This window comes from Pantoea ananatis PA13 (assembly GCF_000233595.1).
GTDB classification, from domain to species: Bacteria; Pseudomonadota; Gammaproteobacteria; order Enterobacterales; family Enterobacteriaceae; genus Pantoea; species Pantoea ananatis.
Genome location: NC_017554.1, coordinates 2,349,912 through 2,373,713, shown reverse-complemented (window position 1 = coordinate 2,373,713; position 23,802 = coordinate 2,349,912). Strand labels below are relative to the sequence as shown.

Here is a 23,802-nt window from a genome sequence, read left to right as displayed (position 1 = left end):
CGCGCGGTTTAGTTAACCCGACGTGTATCAGGCATCAGTAACGTGGCAAATCCCAGCAGCGGAAGAAAGCCACAGGCGTTATACACGGTAGTGATACCGTACCCGTCAGCCAGTTTCCCCAGCGCCGCCGCGGCGATACCGCCAATGCCAAACATGGTGCCGAACATAATCCCGGCCACCATCCCGGTACGGCCGGGCAACACTTCCTGCGCGTACACAACCAGCGCGGCAAATGCTGATGAAAAGACCAGGCCGATACAAACGGTCAGCACCACGGTCCAGAACAAATTGGCATGCGGCATCAGCAGCGAGAACGGGATAACACCCAGAAACGAGATCCAGACAACCGCTTTGCGGCCAATGCGATCGCCAATCGGTCCGCCGGCCAGCGTGCCAACCGCGACGGCGGCCAGAAAGGTAAACAGGTAGATCTGCGCCTGCGGAATCGGGAGCTGAAAGCGCTCAACCAGGTAAAAAATGTAGTAGTTACTGATTGAGGCAATATAGGTAAATTTTGCCAGCAGCAGCACGCCAACCACGGAGAACGCCACTTTGACATCCAGCGAAGAAAGCGACCGCAGCGCCTGAAGGTTGTGTTTTTTCATGTGCGCATGGCCGTGTTTCACCGTCCAGCGGCTGATGCCGGAAAGAATAATGACCGCAAACAGCGCAATGATCATCAGCCAGCCGACCGCTATCTGTCCATGCGGAATAATCAGCATCGCCGCCACTAAAGGCGCAAACGCCGTGCCAATATAACCGCCGACCTGAAACGTTGACTGTGCCGTACCAAAGCGGCCGCCCGATGCCATTCTTGCAACCCGCGAGGCTTCCGGGTGAAAGGTTGCAGAGCCAACGCCAATCAGCGCCGAAGCAACCAACACCACGGAGAAGTGCGGGGCCATCGCCAGGAGTCCGATGCCAATCAGGGTCGAAACCATGCCAGACGGCAGCAGCCAGGGTTTGGGATGTTTGTCGGTGTACAGGCCGATCCAGGGCTGCAACAGCGACGCCGTCATCTGATAGATCAGCGTGATCAAACCAATCTGCGCGTAGCTCAGAGTAAAGTTGGTTTTCAGCAAGGGATAAATCGATGGCAGCATGGCCTGGATAAAATCGTTACAGCAGTGGGAAAATGCGACCGCGCCAAGAATCGACACCAGAATCTTCTGGCTGTCGTCAACGGTGGGGGGCAGATCCGGCTGGCTTGATTTTACGTCACTGGTGTAATCAGACATGAAGATTTCCGCTTAAGGCTTTACGTTTATTGACGTATCTTACTCCACGAAAAAATGGCGGTGCTGACAAACGTGCTATTTATGGCAAATTAGTAAAATAATTGTTAATGCTCATAACGTTTTACTCAGACAAACCGACACAGGCTTATCCTTGTACACACCATAGCGCGCGGTTTGTTGATAGCCGTGACGCTGATAAAACACTACCGCACGGGTATTAACGACGCGGGTAGAAAGGCGAATTGCCTTGTAGCCGCGCGCCCGGGCAAGCTGCTCTAGGGCTGACAGCAGCGCCGCGCCGGTTCCCGCGTGCTGTCGGGTTGAAAACATGCGTTTCAGTTCGGCGGTTTCAGCGGAAACATGCACGAGTGCGCCGCAGCCAACAGCGTTACCCACTTCATCGGTGGCAAGTATCCACAGCGCCCCGTCTGATGGCGTAAAGTGATGGGTTCCGTTGTCGCCGGTTATTGCCAACAGCTCGGCTGACAGGCGGGCCGTCAGCGTCTGTAGCGCGGGTGCGCTGCCGGGGACGATGTCGGTATGAATCATCGAGTCTGCCCCCAACGGCTGCGCAGATAATTCACGGCATCCTGCGTTTGCGGCTGATTCAGGAAATCTTCACGAAACAAGATAGTGCCATCAATCTGCGGGAGGGAATCGTTAAGATCCAGCTGTCTTTTCAGCTCCGGCACGCCACCGTTAATCGTCCATTCAGGCTCATTTTTGGCCGGCACGCCAACTTTATATAAGGCGATACCGATATACAGGCGAGTTTTGGTCGGCTTGACGACGTTAGCCCACCAGTTTGCCAGCACATCATAGCGGGCAGCGCTGCGCGAGAAGGGCCAGTAGATTTGCGGCGCGATATAGTCCAGCAACCCTTCCTGCACCCAACGGCGCGTATCCGCGTAAGATTCATCGTAAGCGGCCGCGCCGCGCGTGTCTGAGCCTGCCGCATCATGTGAGCGGTTGCGCCAGACGCCCGCAGGGCTGACGCCAAATTCTACATTCGGCTTGAGCTGCTTGATGGTGTGGGAAACCTGCTCGATTAACAACTGTGTATTATGTCTGCGCCAGTCTGCTTTGGACGCAAAGCCCTGACCGTATTTAATAAAGGTCTGGCTGTCGTTCAGGGCAGAGCCGGGGGACTCGGCATAGAAGTAATCGTCAAACTGCACACCATCGATGTCATAACGCTTGACCACCTCAGCCACAATACTGGTTATCCAGTCACGGGCATCGGGAATGCCCGGATCGAGCACATAGCGATCCCCCGCTGTACGAATCCAGTCACGATGGAGCACAAATACGCTGGCAGGGTGTTGCGACAGCGTGCGGTTTAGCTCGGCTACCGTTGAAGGTTTGGTATTCACCGATACACGGTAGGGATTGAACCAGGCATGTACCCGCATACCGCGCCGGTGCGCTTCATCGAGCATGAACTGCAGCGGGTCAAAGCCCGGATTCTGCCCAATTTTCCCGGTCATCATGTCTGACCAGGGCAGGATTTTTGAATCCCAGAGCGCAGTTCCGTCAGGTTTAACCTGGAAGAACACCGTGTTGATTCCCAGACTTTTCAGTTTATCCAGCTTATCCGTCAACGCTTTTTTCTGCACCCGGATGCGCACGTCGTCGCTGCTGATATTCACCGAGGCGAGCGGCGGCCAGTCGAGGCGTGAAACGGTGGTGAGCCAGACGCCGCGCATGGGGGCGTTATGCGACACCGGTTGAGAAGGCTGCGCAGGTTTGCTGGCGGGCGGAAAAGGCGTAACCAGTGACTTAGGCGGCGTCGAGGCACAGCTGACCAGCAGTAAAGCCGAGGCTAACAGGCCGGGTTTTACCGCCGCGTTAAGGCGGAAAAGATCGCGAAGGCTGATGATGATAAACTCCGTGTAGCGCAGTCCTTGATGCAGGCTATTCTGATCCTATTTGCCGCAAAGTCAATCAGCCCTGCCAGCATCAGGTCACGCAGTTTGCCTTACCCGGCGCCTGAACTTTTTATGCTGAGGCGTAACCTGAGCAAAGGAGCGATAAATGAAAACATTTAAAGGCAATAAACAGTCATTGCCGGTTCGCTATTGCAAACAGTGCCAGAAACCGATGACCTGGCGCAAAAAGTGGGAAAAGTGCTGGGAAGAGGTGCAATATTGCTCCGAGCGCTGCCGTCGGCAGCGGCGAGCCACAAATGCCGATGCCTGAAAGCCGGTAAAATCCTGTGGTTTTGCCTGCGATAACCTGCCATGTAACATTTAGCAAAAGTTATCCTGGCTTTTACATCACTGTTCCCACGCACCAACGCAATTACTGTACCAGGCTTAAAGAAAAGCCAATAACAGTGATTGTGGAGCAATATGAAAGAGCAAGAGAGCACATCAGGCATTCATACCTATGACGGTGCGGCGGGCGGCTGGGGCGCGTTAAAAGCAGTGGCCGGTGCCATTCGCGGACAGATGGCGGTAACCCAGGATGTCATTGCGCTGTTCAAGGTCAACCAACCTGAAGGGTTTGACTGTCCGGGCTGCGCCTGGCCCGATCCTAAACATACTTCATCGTTTGAGTTCTGTGAAAACGGCGCAAAAGCGGTTTCCTGGGAAGCGACCAGCAAACGCACCACACCTGAATTTTTTGCGGCGCATACCGTTACCGAGCTATGGGGGCGTAATGCCCATGAGCTTGAAGGCGAGGGCAGACTGACGCATCCGATGAAGTATGATCCCGCCAGCGATACCTACCAGCCCATTGCATGGGAAACGGCCTTTAACGAAATTGGCGAGCGACTGCGGAGTTACCAGGATCCCGACAGCGTGGAGTTTTACACCTCCGGCCGCGCCTCTAACGAAGCGGCGTTTCTCTGGCAGCTGTTTGCCCGCGAGTTTGGGACCAACAATTTCCCCGACTGCTCAAACATGTGCCATGAGCCAACCAGCGTAGGCTTACCCGAATCCATTGGCATCGGCAAAGGCACGGTGGAGCTGGATGATTTTGACCACTGTGATCTGGTGATTTGCATCGGTCACAATCCTGGAACCAACCATCCCCGCATGCTGGCAACCCTGCAGGAGGTGTCAAAACGCGGTGCCAAAATCGTCGCCATCAACCCACTGCGCGAGCGCGGTCTTGAACGTTTTACCGCGCCACAGAGTCCGGTTCAGATGATAACCCTCAGCTCAACGGAACTCGCCTCAACCTATTATAAAATTCGGGTAGGCGGCGATGCCGCGATGCTGAAAGGCGTGATGAAATGTTTGTTGGCGATGGATGATGAAGCTAAAGCGAACGGCAACCCTGGCATCTTCGATGAGACCTTTATTGAACAACATACGCAAGGTATTGACGCGTTAAAAGCCGATTTGGCTGCGACAGACTGGGATCATATCCTGAAAGTGTCCGGTATGACGCGCGAGCAAATCCAGCATATTGCTCACCTTTATGCCAATGCTGAACGCACAATCATTTGCTACGGCATGGGGATTACCCAGCACCAGTATGGAACGCAAAATGTTCAGCAGATTGCCAATCTGCTACTGTTGCGCGGCAATATGGGCAAGAAGGGCGCAGGAATCTGCCCTTTACGCGGTCACTCTAACGTGCAGGGCGATCGTACCGTTGGCATCACTGAGATTCCCTCCGAAAGCCTGTTGAACAGTCTTGAAAAGGTTTTTGGCTTTACACCACCGGCCAAACATGGTCACAGTGCGGTACAGGCCGTTCAGGCGATACGGGATGGCAAAATCAACGCGTTGCTCTGCCTCGGTGGTAACCTGGCCGAAGCGATGTCCGATCCCCAGGTGACGTTCCCTGCCATGCGCAAGCTGGACATGGTCGTGCATATGGCCACCAAGCTGAATCGGTCGCATTTGCTTCTGGCAAAACACAGCTATCTGTTCCCGGTGTTAGGCCGCACAGAGATCGATCGGCAGCAATCCGGCGCGCAGAGCGTCACGGTTGAAGACTCCATGTCGATGGTGCATGCATCACGCGGTACCCTTGATCCTGCCTCACCGCATCTGAAATCCGAACCCGCGCTGGTTGCCGGCCTGGCGAAAGCCACGCTGCCGGGCACGGTAGTGGACTGGGACAGCATGATCGCCGATTACAGCCTCATTCGCGACGCCATCGAGAAAGTGGTGCCGGGCTTTGAAAACTTTAATGAGCGCCTCCAGCAGCCAGGCGGGTTTCGTTTACCCAACGGCGCCTCCGAGCGAGTCTGGCACACGTCGTCGGGCAAAGCGCAGTTCCTGGTCATGGAAGGCATCAATGAAGATCCGCGCTCGCTGAAGTGCCACGACCTGGTGTTGACGACATTGCGCAGCCACGACCAATATAACACCACGCTGTACGGCCTTGACGACCGCTATCGCGGAATCAAAGGACGCCGTGATGTGTTGTTTATCAGTGAAAATGAGGCGGAAAAAAACGGTGTCCGCATGGGCGATCGGGTGAATGTGATTGCGCTGGATCCTGACGGAAACCCAACGCATCGTCGTATTGATAATCTCACCATTGCCGTACATGACATGGCTGAAGGTTCGGTCGCAGCTTATTATCCCGAGGCTAACGTACTTATACCGCTGGACAGCTACGACACGAAAAGCGGTATTCCTTCCTATAAAAGCACCCCGGTAATGATGGAACTGGCCCAGACAGAGGCGCCGGCGGATGGCGCAACGCGCCGCTAACGGTTTTCTGCTGGTCTAAACCAAACCTTAACGAACGGCCATCTGAGTGGAAATCTCTACTCAGATGGCTATAATCGCCGGGAATTTTACTCATGAGGCAATCAACCTTGGACACAAGTCCCGAACGATTACACCTGGCTTCTGCAGTAAGATAGTCTTCTGGCTGTCTTAACTGCGCGTTAAGATGGCGGCTCAATCTTCCCTCCATAACGTGATGTGCTCTGTGCATCAGCGCCCGCTGTAATCCATTTTATTCATCTTTATTTTTCCGTACTGCGCATACGTGCGTGGCGGAGAGAGGTTTATCATGGACTGGAAAATCTTTTTACTGCGCGTGTCGGCTGCGCTGATTCTTGGCGCGCTGATTGGCAGCGAACGCCAACTGCGCCAACGTATGACCGGCTTGCGTACGAATGCGCTGGTGAGCACCGGCGCCTGCTTGTTTGTTCTTATGACCCAATGTGTGCCGGGCATTGCCAGCGACGCGACGCGCGTTGCCGCCTATGTGGTTTCTGGTATTGGTTTTCTCGGCGGCGGGGTGATTATGCGCGACGGATTAAACGTTCGTGGCCTGAACACTGCCGCCACCTTGTGGTGTACCGCGGCCGTTGGGGTGCTGTGCAGCATGGGATTATTGCTTGAAGCCGCGATTGGCTGCATGGTGATTCTGTGCGCCAATATCCTGCTGCGCGAGCTGGCGCTGGGCATTAATCGTCAGTCCATCGTCTCCGCCGACGAAGCGGTGCAACATTATAAAGTACAAATTGTCTGTCTGGCTCAGGATGAAGTTCAGGTACGCAGCCTGATGCTGCACAGCCTGGGCAACAGCGGCTTGCGCCTGCAGTCGCTCCATAGCGAAGATATGGATCCGCCACATCGTATGGAAGTGAATGCTGAAGTGATGGGACAGCCCAGCATGACCGGACAGCTGGAAAGTCTGGTGAGTCGCATCAGCCTGGAGAAAGGTGTCAGTTCCGTGCGCTGGCAGGTGTGCGGGTTGGATCCGAGTGAAAACGGATAGAACAAAAAACAGGCGTCGCTACGTGAATTCTGAGGAACGGGCAGGGGAGTAATCCGTCAGATTTCGCGTAGTAGCGTGATTTTGTTTATTAATTTCTGTTCCCATCGCACAAATTTTGAGCTATATAAGGAGGGCCTGACGCTCGAAGTGTAAGGTTAAGTAAAGCGGAGCTTTGATATTTCTATAAGCGAATGAATAGGTTATAAATCCCTTAACTTTGCTGACTCTTTATCTTTACTGTGCGGATCACTCGATGAAGCGTAGAACATCTTTCTTTTTACTTTCCGGCCTTATATTGCTGATTTCCGGCTGCAGCCATCATCCTCGTCCCGAAGCTCCAGAGGACGTTTCCGCATCGGATTCAGCTCAAAATCCTGATTTAATTCCCATTGTTGCTGCACTTCACGACCAAATGCACACCTGGCATGATACGCCATACCAATGGGGCGGCACGCAGCTGTCGGGCGTGGACTGCTCTGGTTACGTCTGGCGTACTTTGCATGACCGCTTTAATCTGCCGATGGACCGCGTGACTACCGCCGATCTGCTGCATATGGGCGTACGCGTAGCACCGGAACATTTACAGCCGGGCGATTTGGTGTTTTTCCGTATCGGCGGTGGTATGCATGTCGGCTTCTATGACACAGACCATCAGTTTATTCATGCCTCGGCCAGCAAAGGCGTGATTCGTTCGTCACTGGATAACCCATACTGGAAATCCGTTTATTACCAGTCGCGCCGGCTGACGCGTGAATACGGCGCGCAGGTGACGTTGAACCGAACAAGTTGACGCGAAGAACGCAAAGCGGTTTGCTGGCGAGTGCGTAACTGGAAAACTTGCTGCCGTAGAGCTGAAAACACAGTGCTGAAACTACAACGCCGAAATCTGTGCAGCGGCAGTTTGCGCGCGGGTGATTATTCTTCGCGTTGTTATGATTGCTTGCTGATGAGTACGTGCGAGAGCAGCCTGAACGATCAAAGCGCATGACGCATGAATAACGGAGTGTGATGACGCTGCCGTGCAGCTGAAAGTGGGCAATAGTCAGATCATGACAGGCAACGCTACGTGAATTCTGTATAACCCGCAGGGGTTCTGTGCGCCAGTTTTCACGTAGCGCGCCCGGTGATTACGGGCTTCAGGTCCAGAGGGGACGCAGGTGAGGTGCCGGTGCGTAACCGGGTACGTGTCGGGATGTATTATTTAACATAATATACATTATGCGCACTTTTGCAGGTAGACTTTGATATGGCCGTTTAGCCCGTCTTTTTCGGATACGAAGCCATTTCTGTCTCTTTTCGCCCTGGCTTTAAGTTTTCCTATCGAAAAAACTGCTTTGTCGTTTTGCGACTTTCCTCTTTACTCAGTGAGATTAAATGATGATGAACTTTTGCGACGCATGTTCATGGTTCGAAATGCGCATCAGCATCTCTGCTCTGTCGAGATTCACTTAGCATAGAGAAAGCGTGTTTTTAGAGCGAATAAGGGATGTTTTCCTGATGATGTCTCTGTGGGTTAGCGCTATGATCAATAAAAAGTAATTTCAGCATCCTATATGCGTAGCCTGTGAAATTAATAAATACATCATTAGATGATGTATTTAAATTTTCAAGTATCGTCGATATGTCTTATTTATGGGCTGGATAATTGCATGATCGTATCGCTATAAACGGGTTAACCGACCTTCTTCTGGCTTAGTCAGTTTTTTCCAGCATTTATTTTTTCTACTTCCCAGAGGAATCTGAATCCATGCTGGTCAACATTTCTACGAGATTGTCTGGATATACCGTTTCGGTTGTGGCATTAAGTGCACTAATCGACCACCAGTGATAGCTGGCAATAACCGACTTTTCGTTTTCACTCCAACCCAAGGTATCAATCTCGTCTCTCGAGACATTAATGATAAAAAAACGCTCATGTGCCTGAACGCGTTCGCCCGAAGGCAGCGTCATGACAAAGCATCGCTCTCTTCGGGACGGGCCAGGATCGTTTCGGCGAATACCGGTTTCTTCATAAAGTTCTCTGAGCGCCGCCTGCTCGAAGGATTCGCCCTTCTCTACGCCGCCGCCCGGCGTTGCCCAGTAAGCATGGCCTGCGAGTGCATCCTGTGTATGCACAAAACGGAACAACAATAGGTTATGCGAAGCATTGAGGATCAGTAGTCGGGCCGAGCGGCGCGTACGCATGCCTTCTTCCTTCTGTTTTAGCTTGGCACAGTCCTTCAACTGGCCCGCAAAAAATCCTGCCAGCGGCGCGTCAGGTAGTTATGTTCATCCATGACGGCGTTCCAGACGGCAATATGGCTCATGCGCGCGTCGTAGCTACCACCGTCGCGCACTTCACCCTGGGGAATCAGCGGTGCACCCCAGGCATCCAGTAGCACCTCTCTCGCAGGCTGGCCGCCGTACCAGAAATCCCACTCTGCAGCTGACAGATGCGCCCGGCTGCGTTCCGCGTTGGAGATATAGTAACCCTGCCGCGCCATCACTGCGCCAGGCCAGCCGGACTGCCACCAGTTTAAATAGTCGTAGGCCGCGTCTTTGATTCTGCCGGTCGCGCAGCGCGAAAGCGACATGCCGCCGTACCAGGCGCGGTAGCCTTCACGCGGACGTGCCATTTTATAGCCACGTTGATGAAAGTGATGACGGAAATAGATGGGCGCCCACAGGCTCTGCACTTCCACCTGCTGATTGGCAATGAGGTCGCAGGCTTCATCCTGGGAGGCCCAGAATGCCGCAAAATGCCCGTTACGATTGAGGCGCGCCAGTTGCTGCGTCAGCAGGTCGATCTCTTCGAGCGTAAGATTGCCCGTGTTGGCAAAGCGCGCCAGACCTGCGCCCTGCATGGCAAGCGCCGCATCGATGCCGCCCATTGCCGCATCTTCCTGTAAGGCAACCTGGCCCGTTAGTGAAGGATGCAACAGCCATCCCCAGCTTTCCTCCTGCTGCTGTAACGCGGCCGGGAGCCTGTCGGCGTGATAGGCAAAGCTGTCAACGTTGTGCGTCAGCGGCAACATGCTGATGTGATCGCTGGCATGGCTGCCCAGATGCCTGTCGCGCTGCACATAAAGCCGTTCAGAGGGCACGCTGCCGTCAGCGAGCGGCAGATCTGGACGCAGCCTGCCGGTTTTAGCCAGCGGGGTGATCTCGTCCCAGTATTTGAGTCGTTTAATCTCCAGCGGCTGAATGGCCTGCGCGGGCCAGACAAAATCAATATTGTGAAACCACTGATCGTAAAGGTCATAGCTCTCAGGCTGCATGACGGCAATGCGCTGCGCATCTTCCACACTGTGCAGCAAATATTCAATGCGAATGCCCAGATCTTTCTCGGCGCTGACGCGTAGCATTTCGAGCAACGTGACGGAGGTCCCGAGCACGCGTAAAGTGAGTTGATCGTTGACCTTCGCTGCAGAATTCATCGTTTTACCTGTCCTTTAACGCCTGCTGGAAGCGGTTAAATCCCTGTTTCAGCCGCTCTGCGTCGAGTCCGCGCAGAATAAAAACCAGTTTGGAAGTGTCTAAATCCCCCGGCCAGTCGTTCATATGTATGGGCGGATGCAAGGTATGCTGAACGCCGTGAATCACCACCGGCGCACTGGTGCCGCTAAAACGCAGAATGCCCTTCATTCTCAAGACCGATTGCCCATGGCTATGTAACAGCATTGACAGCCAGATAGCAAACGCGGGCCAGTTCAGTTCGTCTTCCAGAGTGATGACGCAGGTCTGGGTTAAAGGGTGATGATGCGTTTTTTGTCCGGGAGTCAGATTGTAGCGGGCATCGCCCACGGCACCAAGCCAGCGAAACCGCTGTGCGTGCGTTCCTTTGGCGAGGCGAAGCGCGAATAACTGCCCGGGTTCGGCCAGCGCATGTTGCGTATCGCTCAGCTCCGCTAGGGGGTTTAAACCGCCAAGCCATGTCTGGAGGGCGAGCAAACCGTCGTGATCGATCCGATCGCATTTGCTGAGCAGGAGTTTGTCAGCCGCGCTCACCTGGGCTAACCATTCGGGCTGATGGGCCGACTGTAAACGGGCGTGCTCTGCATCGACCAGCGTCACCAGCGTGCCCTGACTGAAATGGTGTTTAAGCTGCGGATCGTGCAGCAAGGTTGACAGAATGGGCGCAGGATCGGCCAGCCCGGTGGTTTCGAGTATCACCTGACTAAACGGTGGCAGCTCGCCGCGCGTACGGCGTTCGTAGAGGTCCAGCAGCGCCGTTTTCAGTTCACCGCGAATCTGGCAGCATACGCAGCCGCTGGGTAACAGCACCGTATCCGGTGCCACTTCATTTAACAGATGGTGATCAATTCCGACTTCACCAAACTCATTCACCAGCAGCGCAACATCGTTAAGATTCTGGTGCGTCAGCCAGCCCTTTAGCAACGTGGTTTTACCACTACCGAGAAAGCCGCTCAGGATATGCAGCGGCAGTTTTTCATTTCGCATCGCGGACTCTCCGTTACTCGCCATCAAAGCGCCGCCAGCCAGGTCTCATCCAGCGGATCGAGAGTGCGTCGGGTCATCTTCTCGGCTTCTTTCCACAGCAGGTCCAGCGAGCTCACCATGACCTGCTGCCCCGTGGGACTGGACAGCACCCAACTGGTGTGAAACTCGGTTAAGCTCAGTCGCCAGGGCTTAAGCGCCCGGTTAAGCAGCGCCAGCTGCTGCAGGCGGAGCTGACGCTGGGGCAGATTGTTTTCCAGCGCATCGCTCCACTGCGGCCCATTATCCAGCAATCCGCACATTCCACACATCGCGTGCTCCTTAGGGCATTACATCGCCAGAATTCGGCCCCAGCGTCTGACCGACAAACAAGTTGCCGCCCGGCTCACTGGCCAACAGCAGCGCAACCGGTGCCACCTCGTCTGCCCGGCCGAAACGCCCCAGCGGTAGCTCAGCGGCCTTGGCGGTTTTCCACGCCTGATTGATGCCATCGATCAGCGGGGTTTCAATTGGCCCCGGCGCGATCGCGTTCACCAGCACGTTATCGGCAGAGACTTCCAGCGCCAGAGACTTGGTAAAACCAATCACACCCGCTTTGGCGGCGGCATAATGGCTCAGTTCTGCGCCGCCCTTTATTCCCAGTTGCGAGGCGATATTGATCACCCTTCCCCAGCGCTGCGCCAGCATGGAAGGCAGCGCACGTTGGGTGGCGAGAAAGACGCTGCGTAAATCCACCGCCATCATCTGCTCCCACATGGCCAGCGTGATATCCGTGCAGCGGGCCTGCGTGAGCATACCGGCATTGTTAACCAGAATATCAATCCCATCGAACCGTTCCAGGCAGGCATCAACGCCCGCCGTGGCCCCGTCGACCTCCCCGACATCCGCTACCACACCAAAACAGGGCACACCTAAGGCGCGACAGCGTGTCACCATGGCCTCCAGATGCTCACTGTTCCGGTCGGTCAGTATCAGGTGTGCGCCCTCGCGGGCGAACAGCGTAGCGATGGCGGCCCCGATTCCGCTGGCCGCCCCGCTGACAACGCAGCGTTTGCTTGCTAACTGCATACTCTCTCCTTAATCAGGCCAGCGGACGGTCAGCCCGCCGTCGACAATCAGGCTTTGCCCGGTGAGATAACTGCTTTCTTCGCTGGTGAGAAACGCGATTGTTTTTGCCACCTCGTCCGCCCGGCCGACTCGCCCAAGGGGAATCGCGTGCGCCGCTTTCGCCAGCCCTTCCGGGCCAAGCGAGTTGTGTTTATCCAGCGACTGCGGCGTTTCGATCAGGCCGGGGATAATGGCGTTACAGCGGACGCCGCGCGGTGCCAGTTCCACCGCCAGCGACCGGCAAATGCCCGGTACGGCGGCTTTCGCCGCCGCGTAATGAGCATGGTCCTGCCAGCCATAAACCCCGCCTGCAATCGATGACACGGCAACCAGGCTGGCCCCGGAATGCAGATGCGCGGCGGCAGCGCGGAACAGCCGCATCACGCCCGTCAGATCGACATTCAGCATCTCATCCCAGCGCGCATCGCTCATCTCATCAATGCCTGCGCGGCGCAGAATGCCGGCGTTGGCTACCACGTAGTCAAGCCGACCAAAGTGCTGAACGCCCTGGGCGATAAATGCATCGACGGAGGCGGTGGAGCCAACGTTGAGCGGCAGCCAGAGTGCCTCTCCGCCCGCGGCTTCAACCTGTGCTGACGCCAGCGCCGGATCGTGCGGATCCTGCGGGTAATAACCCGCAATCACCCGCACGCCACGCTGCGCATACAGCGTGGCCAGCGCCAGACCAATGCCGCTAGCGGCACCGCTGATAGCGGCGACCGGCGTTCCGTTTTCATTCTGCATATGCTGTCCTTAAGCCTGAGGCTGGGTCGAGGTGGCGCTGACCTGGGTATCCAGTTGCGCCGCCGGTCGTGCAAACAGAATAATGATGCCGGAGACAAAACAGGGTACGGCACCGAACCAGAGAGCGGCTTCCTGCCAGTGGCCGCCCTGGCTCAGCACCGAGGTAGTACCAATACCGGCTACGATGGCACCGACCGGTCCCATCGCCATGATGAGGGCACCCGCCGTCGCGCGGATTGCGGTAGGAAAGCTTTCACTGATAAAAAACAGGGCAGCGGCATAGGGTCCGATCAGGAAGAACAGACCGACGCTGTACAGCGCAACGATGATGGCAAAGTTGTCCGGACAGAACAGCATGGCGGCAAAGGCAATACCGCCCAGCATCCAGCCTCCGGCAATGGTGTTGCGGCGGCCAATCCGATCGCCGAGCCAGCCGTGCGCCAGGTAACCGCAGTAACCCACCAGATTCGACAGAATCAGGATCAGCAGCGAGTTATTGAACGACACATCGTGGGTTTTGGTGATGACCGTCGTGCCCAGCACGCTAAAGATCTGGATTGCGAACCAGTTCAGCAGAATGGCAATGCCGAGCACTAAGGTCGAACGCAGGGCGGTGCCACGAAACGCCGAAGCAAAACCCGATTTAGGCTGATCTTCATACGGCACCAGATAGTCGGCAGCCACCTGACGGGCATCCTTGTCTTTGCCCTGCTCGCGCAGCGTTTTGATTTTTTTCTGCACTTCAAACTGTGGCGTTTCTTTGAGTCTGAGCGCCAGCAGCGCAATGACCAGCGAGGGGAACGCGGCGAAAATAAAGCTCCCCTGCCAGCCAATGATCGGCAGCAGAATCGCGGTCAGGGCTGATGCGACCAGCGCACCCACCGGCCATCCGCCCTGCACCAGGCTGTAAACGAAGCCCTTGCGCTTGTTGAGTTTAGGATCGTCGAGTGCGGTATAAAGCTCAGATAAATAGGTGGCGTTTACCGTCTGCTCTGCATAGCCCAGGCCAGCGACGGAGCGAATAGCGGTTAACGCGCCCTTGCCCCACAGGCCGCCAATTGCGGTCAGCAGCGAGCACAGCGCCGCGCCACCCACCGTAATCACGATGCCCATGCGACGCCCCAGCCGGTCGACCAGTGGCCCAATGGCCAGGGCGATGACCGCCCCGCCGAAAGCGACCCAGGTAGCAATCTCCGACTGCTCAACTTCACTCCAGCCAAAATGGCCGCCGATTTCCGGCAGTAACGTGCCGAAAAGAATGAAGTCGTAAACGGCAAAAATCCAGGCGAAGAAGGCAATCCATGTGGCGAATTTCACATCCCTGATGGTTAACTGCTGTGGCTGCCAGCCGTTAACGGATTTTTTTTTGTAGATGCTCATGTCGTGATCGCTCTGCAAGATAAAGGAAAGAAACTTAACGCGGTTTGCGCGCTAAGAAGTCATCTGCGATTTCGTCGAAGGTGACAAATCGCACACCCTGGTGGCTCTGGATGTACTTGATCAGACGTTCCAGCATCAGCAGCACCTGCGGACGACCTGAAACGTCGGGATGAATGGTCATGGTAAACACCGCGTAGTCATTTTCGCGGTAGACCCAGTCGAACTGGTCGCGCCAGATCTCTTCCAGATGACGGGGGTTCACAAAGCCGTGGCTGTTTGGCGATTTTTTGATAAACATCATTGGCGGCAGGTCATCGAGATACCAGTTAGCGGGGATCTCGACCAAATCGGTCTCTTCACCACGCGTCAGCGGCTTCATCCAGCTGTCGGGATGCTGGCTGTAATCAATTTTGGTCCAGCTGTCGCCGACGCGAACGTAATAAGGATGAAAGTCGTTGTGCATCAGACTGTGATCGTATTTGATGCCCTTTTTCAGCAGCAGCTCGTTGGTCACGTTGCTGAATTCCCACCAGGGCGCCACATAGCCTGTCGGACGTTTTCCGGACAGCTGGGTGACCAGCTCAATGCTGCGGTCCAGTACGGCTTCTTCCTGCGCGGGTGTCATGGCGATGGGGTTTTCATGGCTGTAACCGTGAACGCCAATTTCATGCCCTGCGTCCACCACCGCTTTCATCTGCTCAGGAAAGGTTTCAATGGAGTGACCGGGAATAAACCAGGTGGTACGCAACTGGTGTTCAGCAAACATTTTCAGCAGGCGCGGTGCACCCACCTCCCCGGCAAACAGTCCGCGTGAGATATCATCCGGCGAGTCTTCCCCGCCGTAAGAACCCAGCCAGCCCGCAACCGCATCCACATCAACACCAAATGCACACAAAATTTCTTTAGCCATGAGTCTTTCCTCTAAGGAGTTAAGCGCAGACGGAATGGTCTGCCGTAAACGTGCCTGCGACCGTGCTGGCAGCGTGAAGAAGCCGGCGATCCTCGCCAGCAGGAAGGGAAAAAAGCAGGCTGGTATACAGCCCGTTTGCGTCTTTGCCGGTCGGCAAAGCGATTCCCGGCATATCCAGCAGACTGCCCGGCATGGTTAACCGCAGCGTGGCAAGATTGGTCTGGGCAAACAGATCGTCGTCTTGCATCAAGGGGGCCAGTTCCGGTGCGGTGTGGGCAACGGTAGGCGTAATCAGCACCGCCCCGTCCAGTTCTGCCGCCAGTGCCTGTTGCCACGACTTGCGTTGTGCCAGAAACGTTTCAAGCACCGCAGGATCCTGATGGCTGGCGGCAAGCAGGCGTTCCCGTACGCGCGCATCCATCAATGCCGCGTCAGGCGAGGCTAACAGTTCGCGATGCAGCAGCCAGGCCTCACGTCCACCCGGCCAGCCCTTATCGGCAATCCAGGCCAGTGCCTGGTTAAAGGCCTGAAGTGGCGCGTGATCAATTCTGAACCCGGCGGCCGTCAACTGGGCTATCCGGCGACAAGCGTTCTCACGCACGGCCGGCTGGCACGCGGCCAGTAAGGCCTCGTCGACACGAAAGTGCGGCGCAGGAAAGCGCATTTTTTGCGCGCCGCACAGAATGTCATCCAGGGCAATAGCATCACGTACGCTTCGGCATAGCGGCCCCACCGTGTCCAGCGAGTGCGCCAGAGGATAGACGCCCGTTGTCACATAGCGCTGGCGACTGGCGCGATAGCCAATCGTGCCGCTGAATGCGGCAGGAATCCGTATTGAGCCGCCAGTGTCGGTGCCAAAGGCGATACAGGCGAGACCTTCCGCAATTGCCCGTCCCGCGCCGCTGGACGATCCTCCGGGTGCAAAAAGCTGCGACGTAGTGCCCCGGATGGCCGGCGTACCAAAACTGGGATTGAGTCCAAGGCCGGAAAACGCGAATTCACTCAGGTTGGTTTTACCCAGCGTCACCAGTCCTGCTGCCGAACACTGTGCCACCAGCGCGGCATCCTGTGGTGCGACAGGGACATTGCTTCGCGTAGCCGACCCGGCGGAGGTCTGGCTTGACTGAATATCGAACAGATCTTTCCAGGCCACCGGAATACCATCCAGTGGGCTCAGCGGGCGGCACGCTTGCCAGCGCAGCGTTGAGGCTTCGGCCTCTTCGCGGGCACGGGCGGCGGTCATTGAGATGAAAACGGAAGGCGCGTTTTCAGCCGCTTTTAGACAGGCTGTGGTAAAGGCCAGCGGCGACAGGCGCTGTTGTGCATAGAGCGCACTGATTCCCAGCGCATCAATCTGACCAGCCATGAATAACTGACGAACATTTTCGGCCTGCACAGCATCACCTTTAAATGTATATTACGTTTCAATGTACATTTGAAGATAGCAATAACGGTGCCATAAAAAGCACTGTTAAGTTGCATAATTGTGATCATGTCGATCCTTATAATTAAATTTGATGTGTTATCAAGGGGTTATTTGCCGCATTTTCGATAATTTCGTCACGTCACAGATGAAATTGCACGCAGACATTAAATGTATTAATTTAAAAGTGATCCATTATTGGGCAAGGTGCACTACATCAGTGCTGTTGATAGCCTGCACCGGGAGTGCTGTCAGATATGCTAATGTGGCTGGCAGGACGGAGAGCAGAAGATGAAACAATGCAAAACAAGGTGACGGGAACGGACATGGACGATGCAGGCTCTGCGCGTTACGAAAGTATTCGCCAGGTTTTACTGAAGGTTTTTCAGCAGAATAGCGTGCCTGCAGGGCTTGTGCTGCTGGAAGGTCCGCTGGCGCAACTGTTTGGCACCAGTCGTGTTCCCGTCCGGCGGGCGTTAAGCATGCTGCATGATGAAGGCTGGGTTGCCCGTTTTGAAGGTCGGGGATTTATCGTTGCGCGCGATAAAGAGGACGTTGAGCCGGTTCGCATTGCGCTAACGCGCGAGCTGTTCGGCCTTGAACAGCGCGACGAGCTGGTTGATACGCGCAGCACGGGTGAAAAAGTGCTGGAAAATCTGCAGGGGATCCTGTCTACCGCGATGGTATTCGGCTGCTACCAGGTGGATGAAACGGGCGCGGCGAAGCACTATAACACCAGCCGCGCGGTGATACGTGAGAGCCTGATGCGCCTGCGCGACAAGGGGCTGGTAGAAAAAGAGCCCTATTCTCAGTGGCTGACAGGCCCGTTAACCGCGCGCGAACTGGCTGACCATTTTGAAATCAGGGCGCATCTGGAGCCGGCCGCATTACGAAAAGCCGGGGAACGGTTAAGTGTTGCCTGGCTTAACGCGCGGCTGGATAACGTGCAAACCTGCCGGGGCAAACAGCTTAATGCCGCGGAACTCGAAATGCTGGAAGAAGATCTGCACATTCGCAGCCTGGAGCCTGCGGGCAATAAGCTGATGATGCAAATTTTACGGCAAAATCAATCGCCGTTTATCGTCACCCGAATTTTCTACGAGCGGCTCAGCATTCCTGTCGACAGCGCAATGCTGGATGAACACAGCCTGGTCTATGAATTTTTACTGAAAAGGAACTGGGAACTGGCGGCCGCCTGTATGCGCGATCACCTTGAGCGGGCGCAGGTCAGAACATTACAGCGCCTGAAAGTCTTATCCGTGTTACCGGTGCCTGAATTGCCGGTCTTTATGGAGCGCCAGTAAGCCCTTCCAGCGAAAAAATCTAAAACGAAACGCGCCGCATTAATCAGGTTCAATCATAAATTATCAGACGAAAATCGCGTGACTGATGAACATGCGGCCAGCCTGCCACAGGATCGTTTTACTGCGAGCCCCGCCGCGAGCCTCTCGCATTGACAGATCGGCTTTTTGCCGCTGAACGCCACGAGTGTTAAGAAGACGTAAAGTAATTGCTGGCATATAATCCATCTTGCTCTTCTAAGACACGCACAAATAAGACACGCACAAAGCTGAAGCATGCTGAGACGGATCTCACGCCATTTTCCTGATGTCGGAAACGCCCTGTCAGTATCGCCAGATAATAAACAGCTTGTCCCCCCCACCGACAATGAGCGAGCGAATTATTGTGAATAAATTAACGGCATTGAAAAAAGGATATGCAAAAGTTTTCTTATGGCTTTTGCTCACGCTGTTTTTAACCCCTGCGATTACATTGGTTTTTGCTCACTACGGCAGTCACGAACTCGATCAGGAATACACCCAGATTTTTATCGATAATGCGCGTGCGCAGAATCAAAGTCTGGGTAAATTAATGCAGTTTCTGCAAGCCAATCCGCCTTCCAGCGTCTGCGGACCGGTCGCCGATAATTTGATTGACTATAAAAATGCCGTCTGTGGACCGGGTTCCGAACTGTCGCAATTTTATCTCATTGGCAAAGTCGCTCTATGGACGATGGTTTTCAGCGGCGTCATTCTGCTGATGATCCTTCTGTTCAGTGCGCTGGCATTTAAAAGCCGACGGGGGCAGTTACTCAGCCTCCGCCTGGCGCGTCCCTTTTTAATGCTGGCGTGCTCGCTGCAGGTGCTGGTACAGGGCGCCATGTTGGTGTGGCTTTCTTTCTGGGGCACCGCCTTTTTCACGCAAAAATACTATCCAAAGCTGGTGATCCTGGTCGCGCTGCTGGTGTTGGCTGCGATGTATTACATGGTCAAAGGCATCTTTAAAAAGCTGCCGCCGGAGGAGAGCATTGAAGGCGACGTGGTCAGCCGCGAAGCAGCCCCGGCACTCTGGGCGCGTGTTGACGCGCTGGCGGCCAGCGTGGGCACTATCCCGCCGGATCACATCATCGCCGGTATCGATACCAACTTCTTCGTGACAGAAGCACCGCTGAGCGTGAACGACCAGCCACTGCAAGGCCGAAAACTGTATGTCAGTATTCCCCTGCTGCGTCAGCTGAGTACCGCGCAGGCTGACAGCGTGATGGTGCATGAACTGACACACCTGCACGAAGGCGATACGGCATCGGGTGCCTTGCTGGGTCCAAAGCTCCATCGGTTCGATATGTATACGCAGTTAATGAGCGAGAATCTGTCCACGCTTATTGTCTTTTATCCGCTCTATCTTTATCGCCTGTTCTTCGAACTCGCGTGGCAGCGTAACAGCCGTGAACGCGAATTTATCGCCGACCGGAACGCCGCCGCGCGCGTCTCCTCTGCGGCGATTATTGAATCGTTAATCAAAATCTCAGCCTATGCCAGCTATCGTTACGAAGTTGAGCGTAAGCTTTTTGCAAATAAAACGCTGTATGAAAATGCACCCGGGATCAGTCAGGCCATCGCCGTTGGCCTGCCGCAACACGTGAGTTCCGCAGATTTTGTCAGCACGATGCGTGAACAGAATATCCCCCATCCCTTTGATTCCCATCCCCCATTGTCTGAAAGAATGCGCAACGTTAACTATGCCGTGGAAGAGGCGGATTACGCCGTCATCGCCGCGACATCACCGGCGGACAGCTGGGTCGATGTAATCCCGGTCGCCGATCAGATAGAGCAGCGGCTCTGGCAAAAATATGAGCGAGACTTCACCTCGCAACATGAAGAGAGCCTGGCCTGGCGTTACCAACCGACGGGTGAAGAAGAGACCGCGCTGGTCTTAAAGTATTTTCCGGATGTGCCTTTTACGCTCAAAGATGGTTCGCAGATGATCATTACCTGGCAAGGCATCGTGCAGCCGCATTCAGCCGGTTTGCTTGAGTGGGATAACGTCAAAAATATTAACGTGCTGCGTCAGTTCGGCAGAGACAGTGTGTATGTGCAGCATGTTCAGCCCAATGCACAGGGCAAAAAGCGCAGCAAAATCCGCCTGCCCGGTCTGAAAAAAGAGATTGAACACGTTAAATACACGCTCAACTATTACTGGCATCGCCACCAGACGGTGCGGGCGCTGAAAGAGCAGGTGCAGCCGGAAACCCCGCAAGGCACGGCCTGACCTCTGCCGTCGCGGGCGCGCCTGCGACGGTTTTTATTTTTTACACACCACGGCTGCCGGACAGGCTCACGTCAGGCGTTTTAGCGGCCCGTTGCCGCCGTTGCTTCAACCTCCAGCAGCACGCCGTAGTGGAGTTCCGGCACCGGCACGATAGCTCTGGCGGGTTTCCACTCGCCGAGCCATTGTGCATACAGCCTGTTAAATTCTACCCACAGCCCGACATCCACCAGATAAACCCTCACCATCACCAGATGATGCTTATTGAGGCCTTCCTGCTGCAGGCAGGCCTCCAGATTGGCCAACACCTGCGACGTCTGCTCAGCAAAGGAGGCCGTGCTACGCATTTCTCCGGCTGGCGTGACTGGCAACAGGCCGGAGATAAACATCAATCCCGAGGTCAGCGCATAGTGCGAATAGTGGCCCGGATGCGGTGTGTCCTGTATATCGCGCGCGTGTATTAATGGTTGCATCTTCACCTCTTTACATCATGCCCGGCTTTTTCAGCGTTGTGCCGTCGCGGAAACGGGAATAGCGGAACGCGGTGGGATCGACAATCGGCGCATCCCCGGTGACCAGGTCCGCCGTGAGACGTCCCGCACCGGGGCCAATACCAAATCCATGGCCGCTGTAGCCGCAAGACAGGATCAGCCCCGGAAGCTGCGGTACGGCAGAAATGACCGGAATGTCGTCCGGCATGCAGTCAATCACGCCGCCCCAGGCCTGAGTCACCCGCAGCCCGGCCAGCGCCGGAAACTCCCTGCCTATCGCCGCCAGCCCCTTTTCAACGATGCCGTCTGAAACCTGAGGATCCAGCACCCGAAGTTTCTCGAAGGGTGAAAGGCTATCCATAGACCAGCTTGCCCGGGATTCAGGGCCATGCAAAAACGATGAGAGCCGGATTTTGGTTTCCAGATTTAACCGGCGGGCTTTGTATAAGGGGAAAAACTCGCGGGCATAGCGTAAGCCCTGGAACCCCGGCTCCAGCCGTCCGGTTCCAGACAGCGCAATGGTATAACCGCCGTCCTGGCGTGGACGACAGGCAAAGGCATCCGTATAGAAAGGCAGAGTGAGCGGCTGCTCTGCAGGATGGGTACGAAACGCACTGCCAATGACGTTACCGGCGGGCAGATCGATGCCGTGGCGGCGGCAAAACAGCGATGTCCAGGCGCCCGTGGCGCATACGACCCGGGCGGTTTTGATCAGGCCGCGTTCGGTTATCACCCCACTGACTTGTCCTGCCGAGATATCCAGCCCGCGAACCGCACAGCGCTGAAACAGAAACGCGCCCTTTTTCACCGCGGCTTCCATCAGCCCTGGCGCGGCTAAAGCCGGGTCGGCATAACCGTCGTCAGGGGAATGTACGCCGCCATGCCAGTTTGTGGTACTGCCCGGCGTCATCGTTTTGGCCTCGGCGGCACTCAGCATTCGACTGCGAATGCCGTACTGCTTTGCCATCTTGCCCCAGTTATCCCAGTTGCGAATATCCTTCTCCGTTCGCGTGGCATAGACCAGCCCGCTGGCGCGAAACCCTACGTCCATCCCGATCTCGTCGCTCAGCGCATGCCAGCGTTGCAGGGCGTGCAGAATAAGCGGAATTTCCCGCTCGTCGCGGTTAAGCTGACGGCACCAGCCCCAGTTACGGCTGGACTGCTCTGCGCCGACAAGGCCCTTTTCGATCACGGCAACCCGATAGCCTTTTTTGGTCAGCTCCCAACATGTCGCTGCACCTGCAATCCCGGCACCGATAATCACCACATCCACCGAATCGGGGAAATGCGTACTGTCCTGAACAAGCCTGAGCGGTGCGGGCATCGTCTGTGATCTCCAGTAAAGGTGTTAAAAATCGATTAAAACACTCTTGTAACGCTGACATGACTCAAAGGCCTGACGCCCAAGATCTTTGCCAAAACCGGACCCCTGAAAGCCGCCGGTTGGAATGATAAAGTCCCAGGTTCGACGATAGCGGTTGATCCAGACCGTACCGCTGTCCAGGGCTTTCATCAGCCGCATCGCACGTGGCATGTTGAGCGTATGCACGCCTGCACATAAGCCAAAAACGCGATGCTGTGCGAGCGCCAGGGCTTCTTCTTCATCGCTAAACGTCTGGATGGTGAGCACCGGTCCGAAGATCTCCTCCTGAATCGCGACGTTATCCTGATTCACATTGGCTAACAGCGTCGGTTGCCAGAACCAGCCCTGCGCGGTGTTTTCGTAACGCTGGCCGCCGGCCAGAATGCTGGCCCCCTGCGCCACGGACTGCGCGATAATCGTCGCGACTTTTTCCCCCTGACGTTGATCGATCAGCGGACAGTAACGCGTGGCGGCCTGCCAGGTCATACCGGGCAGCGGTGTTTTGCACAGGGCGATAAGCTTTTCGATGACCCGTTCCGCGATACCTTTCTGAATGATCAGACGCGTCCCTGAAACACAGGCCTGACCGGCGTTGACGGTGAAGCCCAGAAACAGGCGCTCGGCGATTTCATCCGCATCGCCTGCATCGTCAAAAACCAGCTGCGGGCTTTTTCCGCCCAGTTCCAGCGTCACGGGCTTGGTACCGTGCAACGCGGCCTGGCTCATGATCGCCGCCCCGGTCGCGGTTGAACCGGTAAAGGACACCTTTCTGACCAGAGGATGGGTCACCAGTGCATTGCCGGTGACCTGTCCGCCGCCCTGAACGACGTTGAGCACGCCGGGCGGAATACCGGCCTGCACGGCCAGCTCAGCCAGCCGCGCGGTGGAAAATGGCGTCAGCTCAGAGGGCTTGAGCACCACCGCGTTTCCCGCAGCCAGCGCCGGGCCGCACTTCCACGACGCCATCGACAACGGGAAATTCCACGGCGTGATCGCGCCGATCACGCCATAAGGTTCCGGCACCAGCATCCCCAGGCTACTGTTCTGGGTTGGAAACACATCTCCGCTGTACTTGTCTGCACATTCTGCATAAAAACGCAGAGCAGCGGCGGTGAAAGGCACTTCAATATTGATCGTGTCCGTTATCGGACGCGTGGAGCCCACCGCCTCAAGCTGCGCCAGATAATCTTTGTCGGCATCGATCAAATCCGCCCAGCGGGAAATGGCCGCGCCACGTTCGCGTGGCGAGCAGCTTGACCAGCCGCTGCGAATGCGCGCGTCTTCCGCGAGGCTTACCGCCTCGCCGACCGTTTCTGCGCCCGCTTCGTTGATGTCGGCATAATGCTGGCCATCCGAGGGACGTTTAATCCCCATTGTTTTGCCGGATGCCGAAACAAACTGGCCGTTGATAAAATGCCCGGTCGAAAGACGGACCTTATCGGGATCAAAATCTGACATGATGT

The 23,802-nt window shown here is 55.7% G+C and carries 21 protein-coding genes; 6 read left to right on the top strand and 15 right to left on the bottom strand.

The genetic code is table 11. The annotated features are described in order from the left end of the window. Positions 1 to 8 precede the first annotated feature (8 nt). The 3 genes from PAGR_RS11185 to PAGR_RS11175 all read right to left on the bottom strand — a co-directional run bounded on the left by PAGR_RS11185 (position 9) and on the right by PAGR_RS11175 (position 3,118). Positions 9 to 1,238, bottom strand: a complete 1,230-nt coding sequence (locus PAGR_RS11185; protein ID WP_014605825.1) for an MFS transporter — start codon at positions 1,236 to 1,238, stop codon at positions 9 to 11. 111 nt (positions 1,239 to 1,349) lie between these two features. After that, positions 1,350 to 1,787 carry a GNAT family N-acetyltransferase gene (locus PAGR_RS11180; protein ID WP_014605824.1) on the bottom strand — a complete coding sequence of 146 codons (438 nt, stop codon included), beginning with the start codon at positions 1,785 to 1,787 and terminating at the stop codon, positions 1,350 to 1,352. After that, positions 1,784 to 3,118, bottom strand: coding sequence for a glycoside hydrolase family 10-like protein (locus PAGR_RS11175; protein WP_193372495.1), 1,335 nt, complete (start codon positions 3,116 to 3,118; stop codon positions 1,784 to 1,786). Before PAGR_RS11175 ends, PAGR_RS11180 begins: the two co-directional genes overlap by 4 nt. A 154-nt stretch (positions 3,119 to 3,272) precedes the next feature. Between PAGR_RS11175 and PAGR_RS23145 the strand changes: the two genes are divergently transcribed. The 4 genes from PAGR_RS23145 (at position 3,273) to PAGR_RS11160 (ending at position 7,728) form a co-directional block, all read left to right on the top strand. Then, a complete protein-coding gene (locus PAGR_RS23145) occupies positions 3,273 to 3,437 on the top strand; it encodes a DUF2256 domain-containing protein (RefSeq protein ID WP_013025800.1) in 165 nt (54 codons plus the stop codon). A 152-nt stretch (positions 3,438 to 3,589) separates the two neighbouring features. Next, positions 3,590 to 5,917, top strand: coding sequence for an FdhF/YdeP family oxidoreductase (locus PAGR_RS11170; protein WP_014605822.1), 2,328 nt, complete (start codon positions 3,590 to 3,592; stop codon positions 5,915 to 5,917). Between the two features lie 307 nt (positions 5,918 to 6,224). Further along, on the top strand, positions 6,225 to 6,938 hold the full coding sequence (locus PAGR_RS11165) for an MgtC/SapB family protein (RefSeq protein ID WP_014605821.1): 714 nt from the start codon (positions 6,225 to 6,227) through the stop codon (positions 6,936 to 6,938). Between the two features lie 253 nt (positions 6,939 to 7,191). Beyond that, entirely contained in the window at positions 7,192 to 7,728 is a 537-nt protein-coding gene (locus tag PAGR_RS11160; protein WP_014593738.1) for a C40 family peptidase, read from the top strand. 932 nt (positions 7,729 to 8,660) lie between these two features. On the opposite strand, the gene PAGR_RS11155 is transcribed toward PAGR_RS11160, so the two are convergent. From PAGR_RS11155 to PAGR_RS11115, 9 genes are read right to left on the bottom strand one after another with little or no spacing between them, the layout of a single operon-like run. Then, entirely contained in the window at positions 8,661 to 9,122 is a 462-nt protein-coding gene (locus PAGR_RS11155; protein WP_014605820.1) for an NUDIX hydrolase, read from the bottom strand. A 35-nt stretch (positions 9,123 to 9,157) separates the two neighbouring features. Next, a complete protein-coding gene (locus tag PAGR_RS11150; RefSeq protein WP_013025806.1) occupies positions 9,158 to 10,354 on the bottom strand; it encodes an ABC transporter substrate-binding protein in 1,197 nt (398 codons plus the stop codon). Positions 10,355 to 10,358: 4 nt separating this feature from the next. Then, complete coding sequence (locus tag PAGR_RS11145) at positions 10,359 to 11,378, bottom strand: CobW family GTP-binding protein (RefSeq protein WP_014605819.1); 1,020 nt, start codon at positions 11,376 to 11,378, stop codon at positions 10,359 to 10,361. Positions 11,379 to 11,401: 23 nt separating this feature from the next. Further along, positions 11,402 to 11,686: a hypothetical protein gene (locus tag PAGR_RS11140; protein ID WP_014605818.1), complete on the bottom strand. Its 285-nt coding sequence runs from the start codon at positions 11,684 to 11,686 to the stop codon at positions 11,402 to 11,404. A gap of 10 nt (positions 11,687 to 11,696) precedes the next feature. Beyond that, complete coding sequence (locus tag PAGR_RS11135; protein WP_014605817.1) at positions 11,697 to 12,443, bottom strand: SDR family NAD(P)-dependent oxidoreductase; 747 nt, start codon at positions 12,441 to 12,443, stop codon at positions 11,697 to 11,699. Positions 12,444 to 12,452: 9 nt separating this feature from the next. Then, positions 12,453 to 13,226: an SDR family NAD(P)-dependent oxidoreductase gene (locus PAGR_RS11130; RefSeq protein ID WP_014605816.1), complete on the bottom strand. Its 774-nt coding sequence runs from the start codon at positions 13,224 to 13,226 to the stop codon at positions 12,453 to 12,455. Between the two features lie 9 nt (positions 13,227 to 13,235). Continuing rightward, positions 13,236 to 14,606, bottom strand: a complete 1,371-nt coding sequence (locus PAGR_RS11125) for an MFS transporter (RefSeq protein WP_014605815.1) — start codon at positions 14,604 to 14,606, stop codon at positions 13,236 to 13,238. A 34-nt stretch (positions 14,607 to 14,640) separates the two neighbouring features. After that, positions 14,641 to 15,516: a polysaccharide deacetylase family protein gene (locus PAGR_RS11120; RefSeq protein ID WP_013025811.1), complete on the bottom strand. Its 876-nt coding sequence runs from the start codon at positions 15,514 to 15,516 to the stop codon at positions 14,641 to 14,643. Positions 15,517 to 15,535: 19 nt separating this feature from the next. Next, complete coding sequence (locus tag PAGR_RS11115; protein WP_014605814.1) at positions 15,536 to 16,912, bottom strand: amidase family protein; 1,377 nt, start codon at positions 16,910 to 16,912, stop codon at positions 15,536 to 15,538. A gap of 284 nt (positions 16,913 to 17,196) precedes the next feature. On the opposite strand from PAGR_RS11115, the gene PAGR_RS11110 reads away from it, so the two are divergent. Both PAGR_RS11110 and PAGR_RS11105 read left to right on the top strand, forming a co-directional pair. After that, positions 17,197 to 18,243 (top strand): GntR family transcriptional regulator, encoded by a 1,047-nt coding sequence (locus PAGR_RS11110; RefSeq protein WP_014605813.1) that lies wholly within the window; start codon positions 17,197 to 17,199, stop codon positions 18,241 to 18,243. Between the two features lie 364 nt (positions 18,244 to 18,607). After that, complete coding sequence (locus PAGR_RS11105) at positions 18,608 to 20,488, top strand: M48 family metallopeptidase (RefSeq protein ID WP_014605812.1); 1,881 nt, start codon at positions 18,608 to 18,610, stop codon at positions 20,486 to 20,488. Between the two features lie 80 nt (positions 20,489 to 20,568). Here PAGR_RS11105 and PAGR_RS11100 read toward each other — a convergent pair whose 3' ends face one another. The 3 genes from PAGR_RS11100 to PAGR_RS11090 are packed head-to-tail and all read right to left on the bottom strand — an operon-like array spanning position 20,569 to position 23,797. Then, a complete protein-coding gene (locus tag PAGR_RS11100; protein ID WP_014605811.1) occupies positions 20,569 to 20,958 on the bottom strand; it encodes a RidA family protein in 390 nt (129 codons plus the stop codon). Between the two features lie 10 nt (positions 20,959 to 20,968). Then, entirely contained in the window at positions 20,969 to 22,300 is a 1,332-nt protein-coding gene (locus tag PAGR_RS11095; RefSeq protein ID WP_014605810.1) for an NAD(P)/FAD-dependent oxidoreductase, read from the bottom strand. Between the two features lie 24 nt (positions 22,301 to 22,324). Next, positions 22,325 to 23,797 carry an aldehyde dehydrogenase family protein gene (locus PAGR_RS11090; RefSeq protein ID WP_014605809.1) on the bottom strand — a complete coding sequence of 491 codons (1,473 nt, stop codon included), beginning with the start codon at positions 23,795 to 23,797 and terminating at the stop codon, positions 22,325 to 22,327. Positions 23,798 to 23,802: the final 5 nt, after the last annotated feature.

Excerpts from the sequence above, each read along its gene's own strand:
- PAGR_RS11105 (WP_014605812.1), top strand. The coding sequence starts at position 18,608 with ATGAGCGAGCGAATTATTGTGAATAAATTAACGGCATTGAAAAAAGGA.
- PAGR_RS11140 (WP_014605818.1), bottom strand. The coding sequence starts at position 11,686 with ATGTGTGGAATGTGCGGATTGCTGGATAATGGGCCGCAGTGGAGCGAT.
- PAGR_RS11165 (WP_014605821.1), top strand. The coding sequence starts at position 6,225 with ATGGACTGGAAAATCTTTTTACTGCGCGTGTCGGCTGCGCTGATTCTT.
- PAGR_RS11185 (WP_014605825.1), bottom strand. The coding sequence starts at position 1,238 with ATGTCTGATTACACCAGTGACGTAAAATCAAGCCAGCCGGATCTGCCC.
- PAGR_RS23145 (WP_013025800.1), top strand. The coding sequence starts at position 3,273 with ATGAAAACATTTAAAGGCAATAAACAGTCATTGCCGGTTCGCTATTGC.
- PAGR_RS11110 (WP_014605813.1), top strand. The coding sequence starts at position 17,197 with ATGCTAATGTGGCTGGCAGGACGGAGAGCAGAAGATGAAACAATGCAA.
- PAGR_RS11100 (WP_014605811.1), bottom strand. The coding sequence starts at position 20,958 with ATGCAACCATTAATACACGCGCGCGATATACAGGACACACCGCATCCG.
- PAGR_RS11120 (WP_013025811.1), bottom strand. The coding sequence starts at position 15,516 with ATGGCTAAAGAAATTTTGTGTGCATTTGGTGTTGATGTGGATGCGGTT.
- PAGR_RS11150 (WP_013025806.1), bottom strand. The coding sequence starts at position 10,354 with ATGAATTCTGCAGCGAAGGTCAACGATCAACTCACTTTACGCGTGCTC.
- PAGR_RS11125 (WP_014605815.1), bottom strand. The coding sequence starts at position 14,606 with ATGAGCATCTACAAAAAAAAATCCGTTAACGGCTGGCAGCCACAGCAG.
- PAGR_RS11170 (WP_014605822.1), top strand. The coding sequence starts at position 3,590 with ATGAAAGAGCAAGAGAGCACATCAGGCATTCATACCTATGACGGTGCG.
- PAGR_RS11130 (WP_014605816.1), bottom strand. The coding sequence starts at position 13,226 with ATGCAGAATGAAAACGGAACGCCGGTCGCCGCTATCAGCGGTGCCGCT.
- PAGR_RS11135 (WP_014605817.1), bottom strand. The coding sequence starts at position 12,443 with ATGCAGTTAGCAAGCAAACGCTGCGTTGTCAGCGGGGCGGCCAGCGGA.
- PAGR_RS11155 (WP_014605820.1), bottom strand. The coding sequence starts at position 9,122 with ATGCGTACGCGCCGCTCGGCCCGACTACTGATCCTCAATGCTTCGCAT.
- PAGR_RS11090 (WP_014605809.1), bottom strand. The coding sequence starts at position 23,797 with ATGTCAGATTTTGATCCCGATAAGGTCCGTCTTTCGACCGGGCATTTT.
- PAGR_RS11160 (WP_014593738.1), top strand. The coding sequence starts at position 7,192 with ATGAAGCGTAGAACATCTTTCTTTTTACTTTCCGGCCTTATATTGCTG.
- PAGR_RS11145 (WP_014605819.1), bottom strand. The coding sequence starts at position 11,378 with ATGCGAAATGAAAAACTGCCGCTGCATATCCTGAGCGGCTTTCTCGGT.
- PAGR_RS11180 (WP_014605824.1), bottom strand. The coding sequence starts at position 1,787 with ATGATTCATACCGACATCGTCCCCGGCAGCGCACCCGCGCTACAGACG.
- PAGR_RS11095 (WP_014605810.1), bottom strand. The coding sequence starts at position 22,300 with ATGCCCGCACCGCTCAGGCTTGTTCAGGACAGTACGCATTTCCCCGAT.